Source organism: Mycobacterium sp. PS03-16 (assembly GCF_004570325.1).
Lineage (GTDB): Bacteria > Actinomycetota > Actinomycetes > Mycobacteriales > Mycobacteriaceae > Mycobacterium.
Genome location: NZ_SPQO01000044.1, coordinates 1 through 17,345 on the forward strand (window position 1 = coordinate 1; position 17,345 = coordinate 17,345).

Genomic DNA, 17,345 nt, shown 5'->3' on the forward strand with positions numbered 1-17,345 from the left:
ATCATGTAGCCGCAATCGGGGTCCTCGGCCTCGGCCTCCCAGGTGCGCCGGCCCAGCAGTTCGGCGACCGCGGCCAACCGGCGCGCCACCAGCTTCGACTCCTCACGATAGGAGTCGCTGATCGTCGCGATCAGCTCACCGGTGGCCACCTCTTCGAACACACGTTCATTCTAAAGAGCCCCTCCGACAACACCATCCGCTCAACCACACCCACCCACTTCTGTGGATGAAACCGCCGCTGGGGATAACTTCCGACTACTCGGCCGCCGCCTCGAACAGCCACGAGATCACCAGCGCGCCCGGATCCACCGCACCGCGCGCGGCCTCACCGACATAGCTCGCCCGGCCCTTGCGGGCCACCCGATCCCGCGTCGACTCGGCACCGTCGGCTGCCGCACGCGCGGCCTCGGCAGGCGAACCGCCCTCCTGTAGAACGGCATTCGCCGGGTCCAGGGCGTCGACCACGGTGTTGTCACCGACCTGCGCACCGCCGAGTTCGACCACCGACTCCAGCCCCGCCCGCGTCCCCTCGGTCAGAGCACGGCCGAACGAGTCGCCGTCGGCGAAGCTCTTGGCCAGCTCCCGGAACAGCGTCCCGAACACCGCACCCGACGTTCCCCCGGCGCGGACGAAGTACGACCGCGAGATCGCGCCGAGCACAGCATCATCCGTACCCCGCAGCGGCAACTCGAAATGGCCGAGCGCCGCCGCCATGTTGGCGCCGAAGTCCCCATCGCCCACCTGCCGGTCCAGCGCGGTCAGTTCGTCGATGGCGTCCTGCACCCGGCCGACGAAGCCGGTGAGCCAACGACATTCGGGTCCCGAATCCGCCGCGTCGTCGGGTTCGGCGATCGTGGTGTCCACCAGCTCGCCCGCCTCCGCCGCCGCCACCCGCGGCCAGGCCGGCGCATCGGTCGGCGCATCCCACAGGCGCACGATCTCCTCGTCGGCGCGCACCACGGTCACCGAGGCGCCGCGCATGTCCAGCGCGGTGACCATCGTGCCCACCAGGCTGCGCACCACCCGCAGCTCGGCGGCGCGCATCTCGGCCAGCACGTGCCCGAACACCAGATTCAGTTCCAGCGGATGCGTACTGCCCAGGCCGTTCACGACGACGATCACCTGCTCGCCCGCGCCCGGACCCAGCGATCCGAGGACCCGCGCCAGCAGGGTTCGCACGATTTCGCCGGCCGGCCGCCACGACGTCCGCTCGGTACCCGACTCGCCGTGGATGCCGATGCCGATTTCCATCTCGTCCGGGCCGAGATCGAAGGACGGCGCATCGGATCCCGGCACGGTGCACGGGTCGAGCGCCACTGACATGCTGCGGGCATTGTCGGCGACGCGACGGCCGAGGGCGGCCACCTCGGCCAGACTCATCCCCGCGGCGGCCGCAGCGCCGCAGACCTTTTCGACCACGATGGTCGCCCCGGTGCCGCGCCGCCCGGGCCCGTCACCGTCGGTTTCGGAGGCCACGTCGTCGGCGACCACCACGACGTCGGTCTCGATGCCCTCGTCGCGCATGATGTCGCGGGCGATTCGGAAGTTCATCATGTCGCCGGTGTAGTTCTTCACCACGTGCAGCACACCGGCGTCCGAGTGCACATGCCTTGTGGCACCGGCGATCTGCAGCGCATTCGGGGAGGTGAAGATCGGGCCGGGACACACCGCGTCGAGCATGCCGGCACCGATGAGACCGGAGTGCATCGGCTCATGGCCGGATCCGCCGCCCGAGAGCACCGCGACCCGGCCCGCCGGTGTGGGCGTGCGACGCGCCAGGAACCCGGGATCGCGGTGCCATTCCACCTCCGGGTTCGCCGCGACGGCGCCGCGCAGCGCGTCGGTGAGGAAGGTGCCGGCCGAGTCGAGGAAGTAGCGCTGCTGCATGACCCCGACTGTAGGTGGGGCCGGACGGCCTATGGTGAAGCCATGAGCGACGTGCGGCGCAGACGGCCCCGACAGTTGCGCTCGCGGGAGACCGTGGACGTCGTGCTCACCGCGGCCGCGCAGATGTTCGACCGGGAAGGCCTCGCCACCACCACCAACCGAATCGCCGAACGGGCCGGTGTGTCGATCGGCTCGCTGTACCAGTATTTCCCGAACAAGCAGGCACTGCTGTACGCGCTCGCCGAACGCCACATCCGGCAGGCCCGCGCCCGACTCGACGCCGTCTTCGCCCGCCTGCTTGCCGAGGAGCCGCCGTTCGAGGACACGATGCGGGCGATCCTCACCGAGGTCGTCGCCCTGCACAGTGACCGTCCGGGGCTGCACCGCGTGATGCACCGCCTCGCCCCTCGCAACCCCGCCGAACTGGCCGCGCTGCAGGAGTTCGAGGACCGGATCGCCGCCGAGCTCGCCCACCATCTGCGCCGGTGTGGCCGCGGCGGCGACGATCCCGCGGGCACCGCCATGACGCTCGTCCACGCCGTCGACGCCCACCTGCACCGCGTGATGACACGCGGCACACCGCAGGTCGATCAGCTGCTGGACCTGGTCGAGCGGTTGACGGCGGACTGACCGGTCACCTCGTCACGAACGGCCCGCAGTGTCGCCACCAGCTGGTCGACGCCCGGCTGTTCGACCGGGTAGTGCCCGCAGTTCTCCAGCATCACCGTCCGGGTCGGCACCCGCAGCCGGGCGAGGAAGCGCGTGCTCAGCTCCGGCGGTGTCCACGCGTCGGCGGCCGGATGGACCAGCGTCACCGGCGCCGCGTCGAAGTCCTCGGGCCGGGTGTGTGCGAAGTTCAGCCAGCTGGCCAGGAATCCCAGCGGCGCCCGGACGCCGCCCCCGAGCGGGTCGCCGGCACACAGCCGGGCCAGCGCCGGGTCGCCGCTCATCGCCATCATGTTCACCATGAGCCGCACCGGCATGCGTAGCCGGCCGCACAGCGGGTCGAGGGCTCGCAGCACCGGAGCGCCGACGGCACCGAGAACCGGCGTGCGGGCCGCCGCGCGACGCGCCGCGGGGTCGCTCGGATCGAGCAGGCAGGTCACCACCACGTGGGCGAGTTCGCCGGTCCGCGCGGCCACCTCGTAGCCGAGCATCCCGCCCATGCTGGCGCCCAGCACCACCAGCGGGCGCGGATCATCGGCGCGCTCGTGGCGCACCAGGTCGCACACCAGGTCCACCCAGTCGCCGTACCGCACCCGCCCGGGGTGTGGTTCGACGGTGCGGCCGTAGAGCGGCATGTCGGGGACGAGGACCTCGACGCCGTCGCGGGCGGCCAGGGCCGCCAGCGGCCACAGCGCGCCGGCGTGTCCCCCGCCGCCGTGCAGCACCAGGAGGCGCACGGCGCTGTCGGGGCGGACCGCGCGGGCGACGTGGACGCGGCGCCCGCGCCAGTCCCACCAGGTCGGCACCGGCTCGATCATCGTGCGGTGTTCGGCGGGCAGAAAGGCGACGTATCGATCGTGGCTCACGTGACCATCGTCGATCCCGCTGCCCCACCGGACAACTCGCGTTCACGCTGCCGGGACCGCCCATCCGCAACGCGTTGACCTGCGGCGATACCGCCTTTTGCCGTGGCCGTTCCCGGCTGCTCAGATTTCCCCGGCCGCCATCGGCCCCTTGTGTTGCAGGTCACACAGGAGCAGGGTGAAGGGGCGGCTTTGACCACGCGGGAGGACGTCATGGCGGACAGGGCGACATCTCCGGCGGCCGGCGGCGTGCCCACCGCGGACCGGCCGACCGACATCCGCAACATCGCGCTGGTGGGGCCGTCGGGTGCCGGGAAGACCACACTGGTCGAGACCCTGCTCGTCTCGGCGGGTGTGCTGACCCGCGCGGGCACCGTGGCCGACGGGACGACGGTCTGCGACTGCGACGAGGCGGAGATCGCCCAGCAGCGGTCGGTCGGCCTGGCGCTGGCCTCCCTGCGCCACGCCGGGGTCAAGGTCAACCTGATCGACACCCCGGGCTACGCCGACTTCGTGGGTGAGCTGCGCGCCGGCCTGCGCGCCGCCGACTGCGCCCTGTTCGTCATCGCGGCCAACGAGGGCGTCGACGAACCCACCCGCTCGCTGTGGCAGGAATGCGATCGGGTCGGGATGCCCCGGGCGGTGGTGATCACCAAACTCGACCATCCGCGTGCGGATTACGCCGGCGCGCTGGCCGCCGCGCAAGCGGCGTTCGGGGACAAGGTGCTGCCACTGTACGTGCCCACCGAAGACGGGCTGACCGGGCTGATCACCGGCGGTGCCGCTACGCCCCATGACGCCCTGCGCGGCAGCCTGATCGAGGGCATCATCGAGGAGTCCGAAGACGAATCGCTGATGGAGCGCTACCTCGGCGGCGAGGACATCGACCAGTCGGTGCTGATCGCCGACCTCGAGAAGGCCGTGGCGCGCGGGTCGTTCTTCCCGGTGATCCCCGTCTGCAGCGGCAGCGGTGTCGGCACCCGCGAACTGCTCGACGTGGCGACCCGCGGGTTCCCGTCGCCGCCCGAACACAAGCTGCCCGAGGTGTTCACGCCCCAGGGAGCACCGCGGCCCAGTCCCGGCTGCACCGCGGACGGACCGCTGCTGGCCGAGGTGGTCAAGACCACCTCCGACCCCTACGTCGGCCGGGTCAGCCTGACCCGGGTGTTCTCCGGCACCATCCGGCCCGATATGACCGTCCACGTGTCGGGTCATTTCTCCTCGTTCTTCGGCGGCAACGAGACCGGTGCACCGACAACGCATCCCGACCACGACGAGGACGAACGCATCGGCAGCCTGTCGTTCCCGCTGGGCAGACAGCAACGTCCGGCCCCGTCGGTGGTCGCCGGGGACATCTGCGCGATCGGCCGGCTCAGCCGCGCAGAGACCGGTGACACGTTGTCCGGCAAGGACGATCCGCTGGTACTCAAACCGTGGACGATGCCCGAACCGTTGCTACCGATCGCGGTGGCGCCGCGCGCGCGGACCGACGAGGACAAGCTGTCGGTCGGCCTCACGCGACTGGCGGCGGAGGATCCGACGCTGCGGATCGAACAGAACCCGGAGACCCACCAGATCGTGCTGTGGTGCATGGGCGAGGCGCACGCCGGGGTGGTGCTCGACGCGCTGTCGCGGCGCTACGGCGTCACGGTGGACGTGATCGAACTGCGGATCCCGCTGCGCGAGACGTTCGGCGGGCGCGCCAAAGGCCATGGGCGCCACGTGAAACAGTCCGGCGGCCACGGCCAGTACGCGGTGTGCGACATCGAGGTCGAACCGCTGCCGGAGGGGGGCGGGTTCGAGTTCGTCGACAAGGTGGTCGGCGGCGCCGTCCCCCGGCAGTTCATCCCCAGCGTGGAGAAGGGCGTGCGCGCCCAGATGGAGAAGGGCGTGGGCCCCGGCTATCCGGTGGTGGACATCCGGGTGACGCTGGTCGACGGAAAGGCGCACAGCGTCGACTCGTCGGACTTCGCGTTTCAGACCGCGGGGGCGCTGGCGCTGCGAGAGGCCGCCGCTGCCACCACGATCGCCCTGCTCGAACCGGTCGACACGGTCGCGATCACCGTGCCCGACGATCTGGTCGGCGCGGTGATGGGCGACCTGTCCGGGCGCCGCGGGCGCGTGCTCGGTACGGATCAGGCCGGCGCCGACCGCACCGTGGTCCACGCGGAGGTACCGCAGACCGAGTTGACCCGCTACGCCATCGATCTGCGCTCGCTGTCCCACGGCGCCGGGACGTTCACCCGGACGTTCGCCCGCTACGACCCGATGCCGGAGAGCGCGGCGGCGAAGGTGAGCGCGGCGTCCTGACCGCCTACGCGTCTCCCCAACCGCCCTGCACCATGGTCTGGAACTTCCAGCTGCCGTTCACCTTGACCAGCAGGTCGCCGTAGCGCATCTGTTGGCTGTCCCCGCCGGCGGTGATGGTGCTGTCGGTGATGACGAACACCAGGTTCTCGTTGACGAAGTGCGGGGTGCGCACCGACTCCATGGCCAGATCCTCTGCCCCGCCGACGGTCTCGGCCATCTGCGCCATGAACTGCGCGCGGTCACACGAGGTGGCGCGGCCGTCGGTGACCTCGTTGAGCGGGAACAGCGCCTCGTCGGCCATCCCGTCGATGTCCTTGGCCAGGGTCAGCGCGTCGTAGCGCTCGAACCAGTCCAGCACTGAAGCCACCTCCGCTTCGGTGGGACGGTATCCCTGCGGTGCCACCATGGTGTCGCCTCCATTCTGTACGCCGTACAGTGTACATAGTACAGAGATAGTGGAGGTGGCGATGGCCGACCGCAGCAGTGCCGGCGACCCGGCTCGTACGTTGCGGCTGCTGTGGCGCGTGGCCGGCACCGGCGCACCCGCACGGGGGCCGCGGCAGCGGACCACACTGGACGCCGTGGTGGCCGCGGCGGTGACCATCGCCGACGCCGACGGCCTGGCCGCGGTGACCATCCGCTCGGTGGCCGCCGCACTGCACATCACCCCGATGGCCACCTACACCTATGTCCCCGGCAAGGCCGAACTGCTCGACCTCATGCTCGACAGCGTGTACCTGAGCATGCCGCGGCGGGATCTCACCGGGATGGGTTGGCGGAAGCGGATCTCCGAGATCGCCCGGGAGAACCGCCAAATGCTCGAGGCGCACCCGTGGGTGGCACGCCTGGCCACCACCAGACCGCCACTGGGCCCCGGCACGACCGCCAAGTACGACCACGAACTGCAGGCTTTCGACGGACTGGGCCTCAGCGATCTGGAGATGGACTCCGCGGTGACCTTCGTGCTGGGGTTCGTCACCTCCGTCGCTCGGCTCGCCATCGATGCCCGCGAGGCCGCGGCCGACAGCGCGATGAGTGACCGCACGTGGTGGGAGCAGGCCGGCCCGGTGCTGGCCGAGGTGTTCGACGAGCAGCGATATCCCCTGGCCGCCCGGGTCGGGACGGCGGCGGGCGCGGCCCACGACAGTGCCTACGACGCGGACCACGCCTACGAGTTCGGGTTGGCCCGTCTGCTCGACGGCCTGGCGCCGCTGATCGAGGGCCGGTAGTCCACCGCCAATACGTGACCCAGACCACACCAACCTAGGGCAGTGATCTTCAACGCACCTGGTGGAACCGCTTGCGCGAAGTTCGGCCGGAGGGAAAAGTTAGCCTTCGTTTCTGTCGGGGAAGGCGGTTCGCGGTGGCGTCGTCGGGGTCGGCCTGGCAGCGGAAGACGACCAAGTGGCGATTCGATCCGCCGCTCAAGGTCGCGTTCCTGGTGACGGTTCTGGTGATCGTGCTGGTCCTCACGCTGGTGTGGATGCAGTTCCGCGGGGCCTTCACCCCTGAGACGAAACTGACCATGATCGCCGAGCGCTCCGGACTGTCGATGGACCCCGGCTCCAAGGTCACCTACAACGGCGTCCAGATCGGCCGGGTGGACAGCGTTTCGGCCATCGACGACGACGGCAGGCCGGCCGCCGAACTGCACCTCGACGTCCACCCGCGCTACGTCGACCTGATCCCGGCCAACGTCGAGGCCGACATCAAGGCCACCACGGTGTTCGGCAGCAAGTACGTCGCGTTCTCCACCCCGGAGAACCCGGTGCCGCAGCGGATCACCAGCAGCGACGTGATCCGGGTGAACGGCGTGACCACCGAGTTCGACACGCTGTTCGAGACGGTGGTGTCGGTGGCCGAACAGGTCGACCCGATCAAGCTCAACCAGACCCTGACCGCCACCGCGCAGGCCCTCGACGGCCTCGGCGACCGGTTCGGCGCCTCGCTGGTCGACGGCAACGCGATCCTGGCCGACCTCAACCCGCAGATGCCCGAGATCCGCCGCGACACCACGCTGCTGGCGGACCTCGGCGACGTATACGCCGACGCCGCCCCGGACCTGTTCAACGGCCTGGACAACGCCGTCACCACCGCGGGCACCCTCAACCGGCAGCGCGACGACCTGGACCGCACGCTGATGGCCGCGGTCGGTTTCGGCAACACCGGCGGCGACGTCCTGGAACGCGGCGGCCCCTACTTCGTGCGGGGCACCAACGACCTCATCCCCACCTCCGAGGTGCTGGACCGCAACAGCCCGTCGCTGTTCTGCATGATCCGCAACTGGCACGACGTCGCCCCGCGCTTCGCACAGTTCAACGGCGGCAACGGATATTCGGTGAATCTGCACAACACCGTCCAGGGCGCCCCGAACCCCTGGGTGTATCCGGACAACCTGCCGCGGGTGAACGCCACGGGCGGTCCCGAGGGCCGCCCCGGCTGCTGGCAGCCGGTGACGCGCGAGCTGTGGCCCGCGCCGTACCTGGTGATGGACACCGGGGCGTCGATCGCCCCGTACAACCACCTGGAACTCGGTCAGCCGTTGGCCATCGAGTACGTGTGGGGCCGCCAGATCGGCGAGAACACCATCAACCCGTAGCGCGGGGTCGATACCGGCCAGCAGGTAGTGAGGATTTCCCGCTGACCTGACGCGGTTCTGGGCGCTTCCGTGGACGACACCTCGTGCTATCGCGACGAGTGTTGTGGGCACCACCACGAAGGGAGCCCACCAGTGCAGACCACAGCGCAGACCGACCTGACCGCCAGTTTCCAGCGGGTGACCGCGCCGCTGCTGCCCGAGCTGCACCAGCGGGCACTGCGGCTGACCCGCAACCACCACGACGCCGAGGATCTGGTGCAGGAGACGATGGTCAACGCGTTCCGCGGCTACTCCGGTTTCACCGAGGGCACGAACGTACGGGCCTGGTTGTACCGTATCGAGCTCAACACCTACATCAACGCGTACCGCAAGATGCGCCGGCGTCCGGCGCAGAGCCTGACCGCGGACTTCGACGACACCGAACCGGCCGACCACCGGGCCAATGCGCCGGCGTACCGCTCGGCCGAGGACGACGCACTCGACCGGTTGCCCGACGGCCAGCTGCGGGCCGCGCTGGCCGCGCTGCCCGAACAGTTCCGCATCGCGGTGTACTACGCCGACGTGGCCGGCTATCCGTTCAAGGACATCGCGGAGTTGACCGGCGCCCCGCTGGGCACGGTGATGTCGCGGCTGCACCGGGGGCGCACGCAGCTGCGCCGCTTGCTGACCCTGGCGGGGCGGGGACCGCAGCCCGCAGCGGCCGCCGTCGCGCTGGCCGGCTGACTACGCGGCGCGCTCGGCGAGTTCGGCTTCCAACTGCTCCTCGTAGGCACCCTCACCGCGGCCGAGCGCGACGGTCGCCGCGACCATGACCAGCGCGGCGGCGGTCAGCGCGACCGGTTCCAGCCCGCTGATCGACATGTGTTCGTTGAGCACGATCGAGCCGAGTACGACGGCGACCACCGGTTCGAGCACCAGCATCGTGGGCACCGACATCTGCAGCGAGCCGGCATGGAATGCCGACTGCTGCAGCAGCGTCGCGATCACACCGAGGATGAGCATCAGGTAGAGCGCGGGCGTCGTCACCGCCGCCTCGAACTGACCCTCGGTGAGCATGTGCATCACGATCTTGGTCAGGACGGCCACCAGCCCGAACAGCACGCCCACCCCGGCCGCCAGCAGCACCGCCCGCCGCCAGTTCCCGCTGCGCACCGCCAGCAGCACGCACACCAGCACCAGACCCACGCAGACCGCGACGACGACGACCGTCAGCGTGACCGGGATGTCGTAGTCGCCCGCGCTCGCCTTGGCCAGCGCGACGAACACGGTCAGCGCCGCGGTCAGCACCAGGGCCCAGGTCCACTCGCCGCGCGTCACCCGCCGCCCCGCCAGCCGCGCGCTCAGCGGCAGCGCGAACAGCAGCGCCGACACCAGCACCGGCTGCACCAGCAGCAGGGAGCCGTACCCCAGGGCCAGCGCCTGGAAGACGTACCCGGCGACGGCTGCACCGGTGCCCGCCCACCACAGGGGCCGGCGCGCCAGCGTCACCAACATGACGGTGCTGACGCCCTTTTCGGGCGGCACGTCGAGGGTGGCACGCTGCCGGACCACGATGCCGATCGCCGCGAATATCGCCGCCAACAGGGCGAAGAACACCGCTAATCCATGGCCGACCAAGCCGGACACCCTTTCTCGACACCGCGAGCCGCCGAACGGGCTCGAGACAGCACCCCCCACCGTAGAGGCAGTGCCGGGCTTCGTCCTTATCGGCGAGTGATCGGGGTACCCGTCGGGCATGATCACCGTGGCGGTCACCGGGGCGGCGGGCACCGTCGGCCGCGCGGTGACGACGCAGCTGCGCGACCGGTTCGCGGTGGTGGGCATCGACCGGCCGGCCGTCGACATCCTCACCGACCGGGACGCTCTCGCCCACGCGCTGCACGGCAGTGACGTGGTGGTGCACCTGGCCTACGACCCCGGCGGTCCGGGCCCAGCGCGTGAGGACTGGCGGGCGCCGGCACGCAACCCGGTCAACGCGGCGCTGTTCGACGCCGTCCTCGACACCGCCAGGCGCGTGGGCACCGGGCTGTTCCTGCACGCCAGCAGCGTGCACGTCGAGGACACGCTGGCCTGGGCGCGGGCGCCACGGCCACTGCTGCGCGCGCTACCCGAGCAGTTCGAGACCGTCCCCGCCAGCGGGTACGGCCGGGCCAAACGCGATGAGGAGGCCCGGTTGCGCGCCGCGGCCCGGCAGTTCCGGTGTGGCGCGGTCAGCCTGCGCCTCGGCGGTGTCACCGCCGACGACCGACCGCTGCGCCACCACGACGACCCCGCCGTCCTGGACCACGAGCGACGGGTGTGGCTGGCGCACGCCGACCTCGGCGACCTGCTGACCGCGATCATCGATACCCGTCGCGAACCCGGGTTCGACACCGTGTACGCAGTCTCCGACAACCCGGGCCGGTTCCACGACGTGTCCAACCGCTACGGCTGGACGCCGCGTCAGTCCTCGGGCACCGGATCGGGCCACGTCCACCCGGACACCACCGCGGGCGTGCACCCGCCGATGAGCAGATAGAAGATCGGGAGGCTTTTCAGGGCGTCAAGCGGTCAGACAGCCTCGAGACGCGGGGCGGCGGGTTCCGGCTCGCGCGGGACCTCGGGTGCGATGCGGTCGTTGACCGAGGCGACGACGGTGTCCACCCGGTGCACGGCCCTGTCGCACATACCGCGGACCCGGTCGCCCGCGGCGTCGACGTCGTCGGCCGCGCTGAGCAAATAGGCGCGCACGGTGAGGCGGAGCCGTTCACCGGCCGTGCGCGCCCGCCTGCGGAGGCCATCGTCGACCTCGAGAGTGACGTACGGCATCAGTCGCAACCTCATGTGCCCGCTCCCCATCGTCGGTGGCTACCTCACAGTAACCGGGCACGCGCACGCCGGAGAAGGGGATGTGTGCCGTAGGTCACGCCGCCCCGCGAGGTGACGTAGCTCACCTCACACGGCGGCGGACTCAGCGGTCCTCGCCTCCGATTCGAGCCGGCGGTTGAGCTTCTCGCCCTCGATGTCCAGGTCGGGCAGAACGCGCGCCACCCGCCGCGGCAGCCACCAGGCGCGATCGCCCAGCATCGACATCACCGCGGGCACCACGGTCATCCGGACCAGGAACGCGTCGATCAGCACGCCGAAGGCCAGCGCGAAGCCCATCTGCTTGATCATCGGGTCGGCGTTGAACACGAAGCCGGCGAACACCGCCGTCATGATCAGCGCGGCGGCCACGACCACGCGGCTGGCCTGGGTGAAGCCGTGCGAGACAGCCGCGTCGCCGCGGTGCCCGTGCACGTGGGCCTCCTTCATCGACGACACCAGGAAGACCTCGTAGTCCATGGCCAGGCCGTAGAGCACGCCGATCACCATGATCGGCAGCATCGAGAGGATCGGCCCGGTGGCCGACAGCCCGATCAGCTGCTGGAACCACCCCCACTGGAACAGCGCGGTGGTGGCGCCGAACGTCGCGCCCACGGTGAGCAGGAAGCCTGCGGTCGCCTTGAGCGGCACCGCGATCGACCGGAACACGACCAGCAGCACCAGGATCGACAGCCCCATCACGATCGCGACGTAGACCGGGATCGCCTCGCCGAGGCGGTCGGACATGTCGATGCCCATCGCGGTGATGCCGGTGACGCCGAGGTCGACGTTGCGCAGGCCGGCCAGCGGCCCGGCGTGGGCCCGGATGTCGCGGACCAGCTGCGCGGTGGCCTCGTCGGTCGGCCCGTCGGTGGGGACCACCGAGAACACCGCGATGTCGGCGGCGTCGTTGACCCCGCCGAGGTTCACCTCCGCGACGCCGGGCATACGGCGCAGGTCGGTGTAGGTGTCGACGATGTCGGTGGTGCTCAGCTGGTCGGCAGAGGTGGGCTGGGCGACGACGACGAGCGGGCCGTTGTAGCCGTTGCCGTAGTGCTCGGCGATCACGTCGTAGCTCTCGCGCTGCGCGGTGCCCTCGTTGTAGCTGGCCCCGTCGGGCATGCCGAGCGTCATGGTCAGCGCGGGGACCGCGATGACGCCGGTTAGCACGACCCCGGCCAGTGCGGCCGGCACCCGGTTGCGCAGTACCGCCCCGACCCACGCCGAGGCGAACCGGTGGTTGCCGTGTTCGGGTGCGGCGCTGTGGCGGCCCTTCTGCGAGCAGATCCGTTCACCGACCAGACCCAGCAGGGCAGGCAGCAGCGTGATGGCGGCCAGGACGGCCACCACGACCGTGGCGGCGGCGGCCAGCGCCATCGGGGTGAGCAGCGAGATCCCGACGACGGTGAGCGCGACGAGCGCGATCACCACGGTTGTGCCGGCGAACACCACCGCACTGCCCGCGGTGCCGACCGCACGGGCGGCGGCGTCGGCGGCCGAGAGCCCGCGGTCGATGATCAGCCGCCGCTGCCGGTTGACGATGAACATCGCGTAGTCGATGCCGACCGCCAGCCCGAGCATCAGCGCCAGCACGGCGGTCATCGACTGCATGTCGAACATGTGGGAGAACAGGAACGTGCCGCCGACACCCACGGCGACCGAGATGATCGCGGTGAGCAACGGCAGGCCCGCGGCGACCAGCGAGCCCAGTGTGACGATGAGTACGACGGCGGCCACCATGAGTCCGATGGCCTCGGCGGCGCCGGCGATCTCGGGCATCTGGGCCATGCTGGCCGACGGCAGCACCTCGATACCCGTGGACCCGACCGCCTCGCGCGCGGCGTCGATGGTCTTCTCGACCGTGCCGGTCGGCAGTTCGGCAGTCTGCCGGTCGAACTGGAACTGGTACAGCGCGGCGGCCCCGTCGGCGGAGACCATCACACCGGGCACCGGCTGACCGTCGACGGTCAGCGGCCGCGGAGCGTCGGGGGCCGGGGGCGCGTTGACCTGGGCGCGAGCCACCGCGGCCGATGCGGCCACCGTCGGGCTGGCCGGCCCCTTGGCCAGCTCGGCCTGCGCCAGCTCGCGCGGATCGAGGACGTGATCGCTGCGCGACACCCCCTCGACGGCGGCCAGGACGGCGTCGCGGTTGGCGCCCTCGTCGATGCGCTGGCCGGCCGGCGCGGCGAAGGCGATGCTGCCCTGCCCGCCCGAGGACTGCGGCATCCCCTCGGCCAGCTGGTCGATCACCTGCTGGGCGGGGGTGCCGTTGATCCGCATCTCGTTGGAGATCTTCGGCGGGTTGAGGGCCAGGATGCCCACCACCACCGCGATCAGCGCGAGCCAGGCACCGATGACATGCCAGGGCCGATGGAATGCGAACCGGCCGATCCGGTGCAGGAAGGTCGCCATGTAACTGAGAGTAGGGTCGCAATAAGAGAGTCGGCTATCACTTGTAGTGAACACCACCCCGGACAGAACATCATGATGCGCACCACTTTTCGCACCGTTCCGGCAACGCCGGAGTTTCAACCCCCCGGCGGCAGGCTATCCCTTGCGGCCGTCACCGTAGCCCGGCCTTCGCGGCCTTGACGACCTCGCCCGCCTCCCGGCTCGCGTCCTTGGCGTCCCCGTAGGCCGCTTCCGCCTCGCGCAGCGCCTGTTCCGCCTCGCTCAGTGCCTGCTCGGCCCTGGCCAGGCGGTTGCGCGCATCGTCGACGCGGAGCCGGGCGGTGGCGAGATCGCTCTGCCGGTGGCCCATCGCCTCGTCGGCGTCGGCCTTCGCGCGTTCGGCGGCGGCCAGCACCGCTTTGGCCTGGTCGCGCTGCCGCCGCTCCTCCGGCGCCTGCCGCCGGTCCTCCGGCGCATTCGACGCCTTGGACGGTTTCGTCGGCTTCTTCGGCGGCGCCGGGGAGCTGAGCACCATCGCGGTCTCGCCGAAACCCCCGAAGCCCGACCACTGTTCGGCCTTGGTCAGCCGGCCCAGCCGGGCCGTCACCTCGGGGTCGGCGATCGCGGCCTGCAACGTGTCGGTGACGTCGTCGCGCAGCGCCGCCGACGGCGCGCCGACACCGGCTGCCCGCAGTGCGGCCCGGGTCAGTTCGTCGACGAGCTTGCGCTGCCGCGCGGACAGGTCGCGCAGGCGCCCGCCGTCCATCGCCGCGTGCGCGGCGCGCAGCTGCTCCCCCAGCTCGGCCAGCCGGTCCCGCGCCCCCGGATCGGCGTGCACCAGGCGGTTGACCACCGACGCCGACACCGTGGGCTTGCGGGCACCGGCGATCTCCTTGGCCGCCGCCGCGTCCCCGCGCTTCTTCGCAGCGGCGGCGAGTCGTGTGCGCAACGCGGTGAACTCCTCGGGCGCCACCGCGTACAGCTGGTCCAGCGGATCGTCGGCCATACCGCCATGATCGCCCGGGCAACGGTCAGACGGCGCAGATCTGGTTCGCGAACACCAGGGTCGGCCACAGCGCCACCGTCTGACCGAAGCCGGCCAGGTTCGCGCCTGCCGGCAGCACCGTGGCCCACCGGTCTTCGAAGAAGTCCACGTATTGCGGCTGCAAGAATGCGAACACCACCCCGGCGAAGAGGTGGGGAACGGCCAGCCACATCGCGGTCTCCAGCAGCCCCGCCACGCTGAATTCGTAGGACAGCACGCGGCGCAGGGCGGCGATGGTCCTCATATCAGCGGGCGCCGGCGGCTCACCCGGCGTCGGACGTCGGCGAGCAGCAGGTGACTGCCGCCCTGGCGGACGAAGTCGGGCAGGAAGCGGTTGACGAATGCGACGACCAGGAACAGCCGCTCGAACCTGCGCTGCCGGGCGTCGCTCCACGTCAACTCGAGCGCCTCCCGGAACACAGGGGCGAGGAACCCGGTGGTGAGGAATCGCAGCAGCCGTCGCGACGGCCACCGCAGCGGCGCCCGCACCATCTTCAGATCGATCAGATCGGTGAGGTAGGCGCGGACGGTGTCGTCGATGGCCACGCGCCGGCAGGCGGCGTCCCAGTAGTCGTCGAACTCCGCCCGGGTGGCCGGCCACTGCTCGTCGGTGACCTGCAGCGTGGTGCCCAGCGGCCACGCCGACCGGTAGAACCGCTCGGCCTGCGCGGGCGTCAGCTCGCCGCGCAGCAACTGGTAGGTGTCCTCGAGCCCGACGAACAGGCAGGCCGCCACCCACATCTGCAGGTCGCGGTCGAAGGCGTGGTAGCGCACCGGGCTGGCCGCCGTGGACCGGACGTGACGGTGGGCGCCGTCCACCGCCGCCCGGAATGCGGCGCGGTCGGCGTCGGTGCCGAACACCGCGACCGCCAGGTAGGAGAACGTGGTACGTGCCCGCTTCCACGGATGCTTGAGCAGGTTGCCGCTGTCGACCGGGCTCTCCACCACGCCGTGCCCGACCTCCGGCCAGGACAGCTGCATGACCACGTTCGCCGCACCCGCGGCGAACGACCAGAAGTCCATCGCATCCCGTGCGGTCACCGGATCGTCCGACCACCGCGCGGTGCGCCGGGTGATCCTGATGCGGGTGTCCCCGACCGTGGTCGCCATGCCGCCCCTTCCGCTCGACGTGTGAACGGACGATAACCACACACCGGGGTTGAGCATTCACGATTCGCCCGATCAGTCTACGAATCAGCGTTAACATCACGGTCGACGGGAGGAGCAGCCCATGGAGACGAAACTGCGCCGGTTCCTGAGCTACCGGCTCACGATCGCCGAGTTGATCGGCCTCGGCCTGATTCTCGGCACCCCGTATCTGATCGTGGGCGTCGTCTGGTCGAGCACCCACACCGACCACCTGAGCCGCCTGCACGGCGTGGATCTGGCCATCTCGTTCCTCGGGTCGATCGCGTCCTGGCCGGTGCTCCTATTCTCCGATGTGTGCATGACCTGACCTTCGGTTTGGCGCCCACCGCGGCCGGGGTACGCCGGAGCCCATGAGCAACGAGTTCGCCGACGAGTCGATCGACGTGGTCGCCCCGGGTGACGCCATCATCGTGGACCGCGGGTCGGGCCCCCAGTCGTACAAGGTCGTACACAAGAACGACGGCGAGGAATCCTTTTTGGTGACGTTGGAGGGCGTCGACGGAGAGACGTTCGAGCAGGAGTTCGCCGCCGGGACCAAGGTCACCCGGGCGCTGGAGTCCAAGTGGGAGTCGGCGCAGAGCCCGACCCCGCACAGCTGACGGATTGACCCGCCGACGCGCGGGTATCCCGCGCCCCATGGCCAAGATCGGATACTTCCTCTCCTGTGAGCAGTACACCCCCGCCGAACTGATCGACCAGGCCAAACGCGCCGAGGCGGCCGGTTTCGAGGCGCTGTGGATCTCCGACCACTTCCACCCGTGGAACGACGAGCAGGGGCAGAGCGCGTTCGTGTGGGGGGTGATCGGCGCGCTGTCCCAGGTCACGTCGCTACCCGTCACCACCGGGGTGACGTGTCCGACCATGCGCATCCATCCGGCGATCATCGCCCAGGCCGCCGCGACCGCCGCCGTCCAGCTCGACGGCCGTTTCGTACTCGGCGTCGGCACCGGCGAGGCGCTCAACGAGCACATCCTCGGCGACCCGTGGCCGTCGGTGGGCGTGCGAATGGAGATGCTCGAGGAAGCCGTCGACCTCATCCGGCTGATGCACAAAGGGAATGAGATCAGCCACCACGGCACCCACTACGAGGTGCAGGAGGCCCGCATCTACACGCTGCCCGAACAGCCGGTGCCGATCTACGTCTCGGCGTTCGGCCCGCAGGCCGCCGAGCTGGCCGGCCGCATCGGCGACGGACTGTGCACGACGATGCCGGATGCGGATCTGATCAAGAGGTTCCGCAGCTCCGGCGGCGGCGACAGACCCGTGCAGGCCGGCACCAAGGTCAGCTGGGACCGCGATCCGGACAAGGCGCTCGAGGCGGCGCACCGGCTGTGGCCCAACGAGGTGCTGCCCGGTCAGCTGGCGCAGACGCTGCCCCGCCCCGGCGATTTCGCCGACGTGAGCACACTCGTGTCGAAGGACGCCATCGCCGAGGCGATGACGTGCGGTCCGGATGTCGACAAGCACGTCGGGCAGGTGCGTGAGTTCGTCGAGGCGGGCGTGGACGAGGTGTACGTGCAGCAGGTCGGCCCCGACACCGAGGGGTTCTTCGCCGCGTGGGAGCGCGACGTGCTGCCGCAGCTGCGGTGAC

18 protein-coding genes are annotated in these 17,345 nt (G+C 70.5%); 9 read left to right on the forward strand and 9 right to left on the reverse strand.

Features of this window, described 5'->3' with window-relative positions; translation table 11 throughout:
* Positions 1–255: 255 nt before the first annotated feature.
* Positions 256–1,887: a dihydroxyacetone kinase family protein gene (locus E4P42_RS23915; protein ID WP_135128739.1), complete on the reverse strand. Its 1,632-nt coding sequence runs from the start codon at positions 1,885–1,887 to the stop codon at positions 256–258.
* A 42-nt stretch (positions 1,888–1,929) separates the two neighbouring features.
* Between E4P42_RS23915 and E4P42_RS23920 the strand changes: the two genes are divergently transcribed.
* Positions 1,930–2,517, forward strand: coding sequence for a TetR/AcrR family transcriptional regulator (locus E4P42_RS23920; RefSeq protein ID WP_135128741.1), 588 nt, complete (start codon positions 1,930–1,932; stop codon positions 2,515–2,517).
* On the opposite strand, the gene E4P42_RS23925 is transcribed toward E4P42_RS23920, so the two are convergent.
* Positions 2,478–3,419, reverse strand: a complete 942-nt coding sequence (locus E4P42_RS23925) for an alpha/beta hydrolase (protein WP_135128743.1) — start codon at positions 3,417–3,419, stop codon at positions 2,478–2,480. The genes E4P42_RS23920 and E4P42_RS23925 overlap by 40 nt on opposite strands.
* A 210-nt stretch (positions 3,420–3,629) precedes the next feature.
* Here E4P42_RS23925 and E4P42_RS23930 point away from each other — a divergent pair, with 210 nt between their 5' ends.
* Positions 3,630–5,726, forward strand: a complete 2,097-nt coding sequence (locus E4P42_RS23930; protein ID WP_135128745.1) for an elongation factor G-like protein EF-G2 — start codon at positions 3,630–3,632, stop codon at positions 5,724–5,726.
* Between the two features lie 4 nt (positions 5,727–5,730).
* Here E4P42_RS23930 and E4P42_RS23935 read toward each other — a convergent pair whose 3' ends face one another.
* Positions 5,731–6,132, reverse strand: coding sequence for a nuclear transport factor 2 family protein (locus E4P42_RS23935; protein ID WP_135128747.1), 402 nt, complete (start codon positions 6,130–6,132; stop codon positions 5,731–5,733).
* Positions 6,133–6,193: 61 nt separating this feature from the next.
* Between E4P42_RS23935 and E4P42_RS23940 the strand changes: the two genes are divergently transcribed.
* The 3 genes from E4P42_RS23940 (at position 6,194) to E4P42_RS23950 (ending at position 9,048) form a co-directional block, all read left to right on the forward strand.
* Positions 6,194–6,955 (forward strand): TetR/AcrR family transcriptional regulator C-terminal domain-containing protein, encoded by a 762-nt coding sequence (locus E4P42_RS23940; protein WP_135128749.1) that lies wholly within the window; start codon positions 6,194–6,196, stop codon positions 6,953–6,955.
* Positions 6,956–7,089: 134 nt separating this feature from the next.
* On the forward strand, positions 7,090–8,325 hold the full coding sequence (locus E4P42_RS23945; RefSeq protein WP_135128751.1) for an MCE family protein: 1,236 nt from the start codon (positions 7,090–7,092) through the stop codon (positions 8,323–8,325).
* Positions 8,326–8,457: 132 nt separating this feature from the next.
* Positions 8,458–9,048: a sigma-70 family RNA polymerase sigma factor gene (locus tag E4P42_RS23950; RefSeq protein WP_135128753.1), complete on the forward strand. Its 591-nt coding sequence runs from the start codon at positions 8,458–8,460 to the stop codon at positions 9,046–9,048.
* On the opposite strand, the gene E4P42_RS23955 is transcribed toward E4P42_RS23950, so the two are convergent.
* Entirely contained in the window at positions 9,049–9,942 is an 894-nt protein-coding gene (locus E4P42_RS23955) for a DMT family transporter (RefSeq protein ID WP_167759605.1), read from the reverse strand.
* 118 nt (positions 9,943–10,060) lie between these two features.
* Between E4P42_RS23955 and E4P42_RS23960 the strand changes: the two genes are divergently transcribed.
* Positions 10,061–10,843: an NAD(P)-dependent oxidoreductase gene (locus tag E4P42_RS23960; protein WP_135128758.1), complete on the forward strand. Its 783-nt coding sequence runs from the start codon at positions 10,061–10,063 to the stop codon at positions 10,841–10,843.
* A 32-nt stretch (positions 10,844–10,875) separates the two neighbouring features.
* Here E4P42_RS23960 and E4P42_RS23965 read toward each other — a convergent pair whose 3' ends face one another.
* From E4P42_RS23965 to E4P42_RS23985, 5 genes are all read right to left on the reverse strand, one after another.
* Positions 10,876–11,148, reverse strand: a complete 273-nt coding sequence (locus E4P42_RS23965) for a hypothetical protein (RefSeq protein ID WP_135128760.1) — start codon at positions 11,146–11,148, stop codon at positions 10,876–10,878.
* 111 nt (positions 11,149–11,259) lie between these two features.
* A complete protein-coding gene (locus tag E4P42_RS23970) occupies positions 11,260–13,581 on the reverse strand; it encodes an MMPL family transporter (protein ID WP_135128762.1) in 2,322 nt (773 codons plus the stop codon).
* Positions 13,582–13,732: 151 nt separating this feature from the next.
* Positions 13,733–14,566, reverse strand: a complete 834-nt coding sequence (locus E4P42_RS23975) for a hypothetical protein (protein WP_135128764.1) — start codon at positions 14,564–14,566, stop codon at positions 13,733–13,735.
* 25 nt (positions 14,567–14,591) lie between these two features.
* Complete coding sequence (locus E4P42_RS23980) at positions 14,592–14,849, reverse strand: hypothetical protein (RefSeq protein ID WP_135128766.1); 258 nt, start codon at positions 14,847–14,849, stop codon at positions 14,592–14,594.
* Entirely contained in the window at positions 14,846–15,715 is an 870-nt protein-coding gene (locus tag E4P42_RS23985) for an oxygenase MpaB family protein (RefSeq protein ID WP_167759606.1), read from the reverse strand. The genes E4P42_RS23980 and E4P42_RS23985 overlap by 4 nt, the downstream gene beginning before the upstream one ends.
* Positions 15,716–15,836: 121 nt before the next feature.
* Between E4P42_RS23985 and E4P42_RS23990 the strand changes: the two genes are divergently transcribed.
* From E4P42_RS23990 to E4P42_RS24000, 3 genes are read left to right on the forward strand one after another with little or no spacing between them, the layout of a single operon-like run.
* Positions 15,837–16,061, forward strand: a complete 225-nt coding sequence (locus E4P42_RS23990; protein ID WP_135128770.1) for a hypothetical protein — start codon at positions 15,837–15,839, stop codon at positions 16,059–16,061.
* A gap of 43 nt (positions 16,062–16,104) precedes the next feature.
* Entirely contained in the window at positions 16,105–16,353 is a 249-nt protein-coding gene (locus E4P42_RS23995; protein ID WP_135128772.1) for a hypothetical protein, read from the forward strand.
* Between the two features lie 37 nt (positions 16,354–16,390).
* Positions 16,391–17,344, forward strand: coding sequence for a TIGR03557 family F420-dependent LLM class oxidoreductase (locus tag E4P42_RS24000; protein ID WP_135128775.1), 954 nt, complete (start codon positions 16,391–16,393; stop codon positions 17,342–17,344).
* The last annotated feature ends 1 nt before the right edge of the window (position 17,345 follow it).

Bases quoted from the DNA above. Each gene is read 5' to 3' on its own strand.
- E4P42_RS23970 (WP_135128762.1), bottom strand. From the start codon at position 13,581: ATGGCGACCTTCCTGCACCGGATCGGCCGGTTCGCATTCCATCGGCCC.
- E4P42_RS23975 (WP_135128764.1), bottom strand. From the start codon at position 14,566: ATGGCCGACGATCCGCTGGACCAGCTGTACGCGGTGGCGCCCGAGGAG.
- E4P42_RS23960 (WP_135128758.1), top strand. From the start codon at position 10,061: ATGATCACCGTGGCGGTCACCGGGGCGGCGGGCACCGTCGGCCGCGCG.
- E4P42_RS23995 (WP_135128772.1), top strand. From the start codon at position 16,105: ATGAGCAACGAGTTCGCCGACGAGTCGATCGACGTGGTCGCCCCGGGT.
- E4P42_RS23940 (WP_135128749.1), top strand. From the start codon at position 6,194: ATGGCCGACCGCAGCAGTGCCGGCGACCCGGCTCGTACGTTGCGGCTG.
- E4P42_RS23980 (WP_135128766.1), bottom strand. From the start codon at position 14,849: ATGAGGACCATCGCCGCCCTGCGCCGCGTGCTGTCCTACGAATTCAGC.
- E4P42_RS24000 (WP_135128775.1), top strand. From the start codon at position 16,391: ATGGCCAAGATCGGATACTTCCTCTCCTGTGAGCAGTACACCCCCGCC.
- E4P42_RS23920 (WP_135128741.1), top strand. From the start codon at position 1,930: ATGAGCGACGTGCGGCGCAGACGGCCCCGACAGTTGCGCTCGCGGGAG.
- E4P42_RS23915 (WP_135128739.1), bottom strand. From the start codon at position 1,887: ATGCAGCAGCGCTACTTCCTCGACTCGGCCGGCACCTTCCTCACCGAC.
- E4P42_RS23965 (WP_135128760.1), bottom strand. From the start codon at position 11,148: ATGAGGTTGCGACTGATGCCGTACGTCACTCTCGAGGTCGACGATGGC.
- E4P42_RS23985 (WP_167759606.1), bottom strand. From the start codon at position 15,715: ATGGCGACCACGGTCGGGGACACCCGCATCAGGATCACCCGGCGCACC.
- E4P42_RS23935 (WP_135128747.1), bottom strand. From the start codon at position 6,132: ATGGTGGCACCGCAGGGATACCGTCCCACCGAAGCGGAGGTGGCTTCA.
- E4P42_RS23930 (WP_135128745.1), top strand. From the start codon at position 3,630: ATGGCGGACAGGGCGACATCTCCGGCGGCCGGCGGCGTGCCCACCGCG.
- E4P42_RS23990 (WP_135128770.1), top strand. From the start codon at position 15,837: ATGGAGACGAAACTGCGCCGGTTCCTGAGCTACCGGCTCACGATCGCC.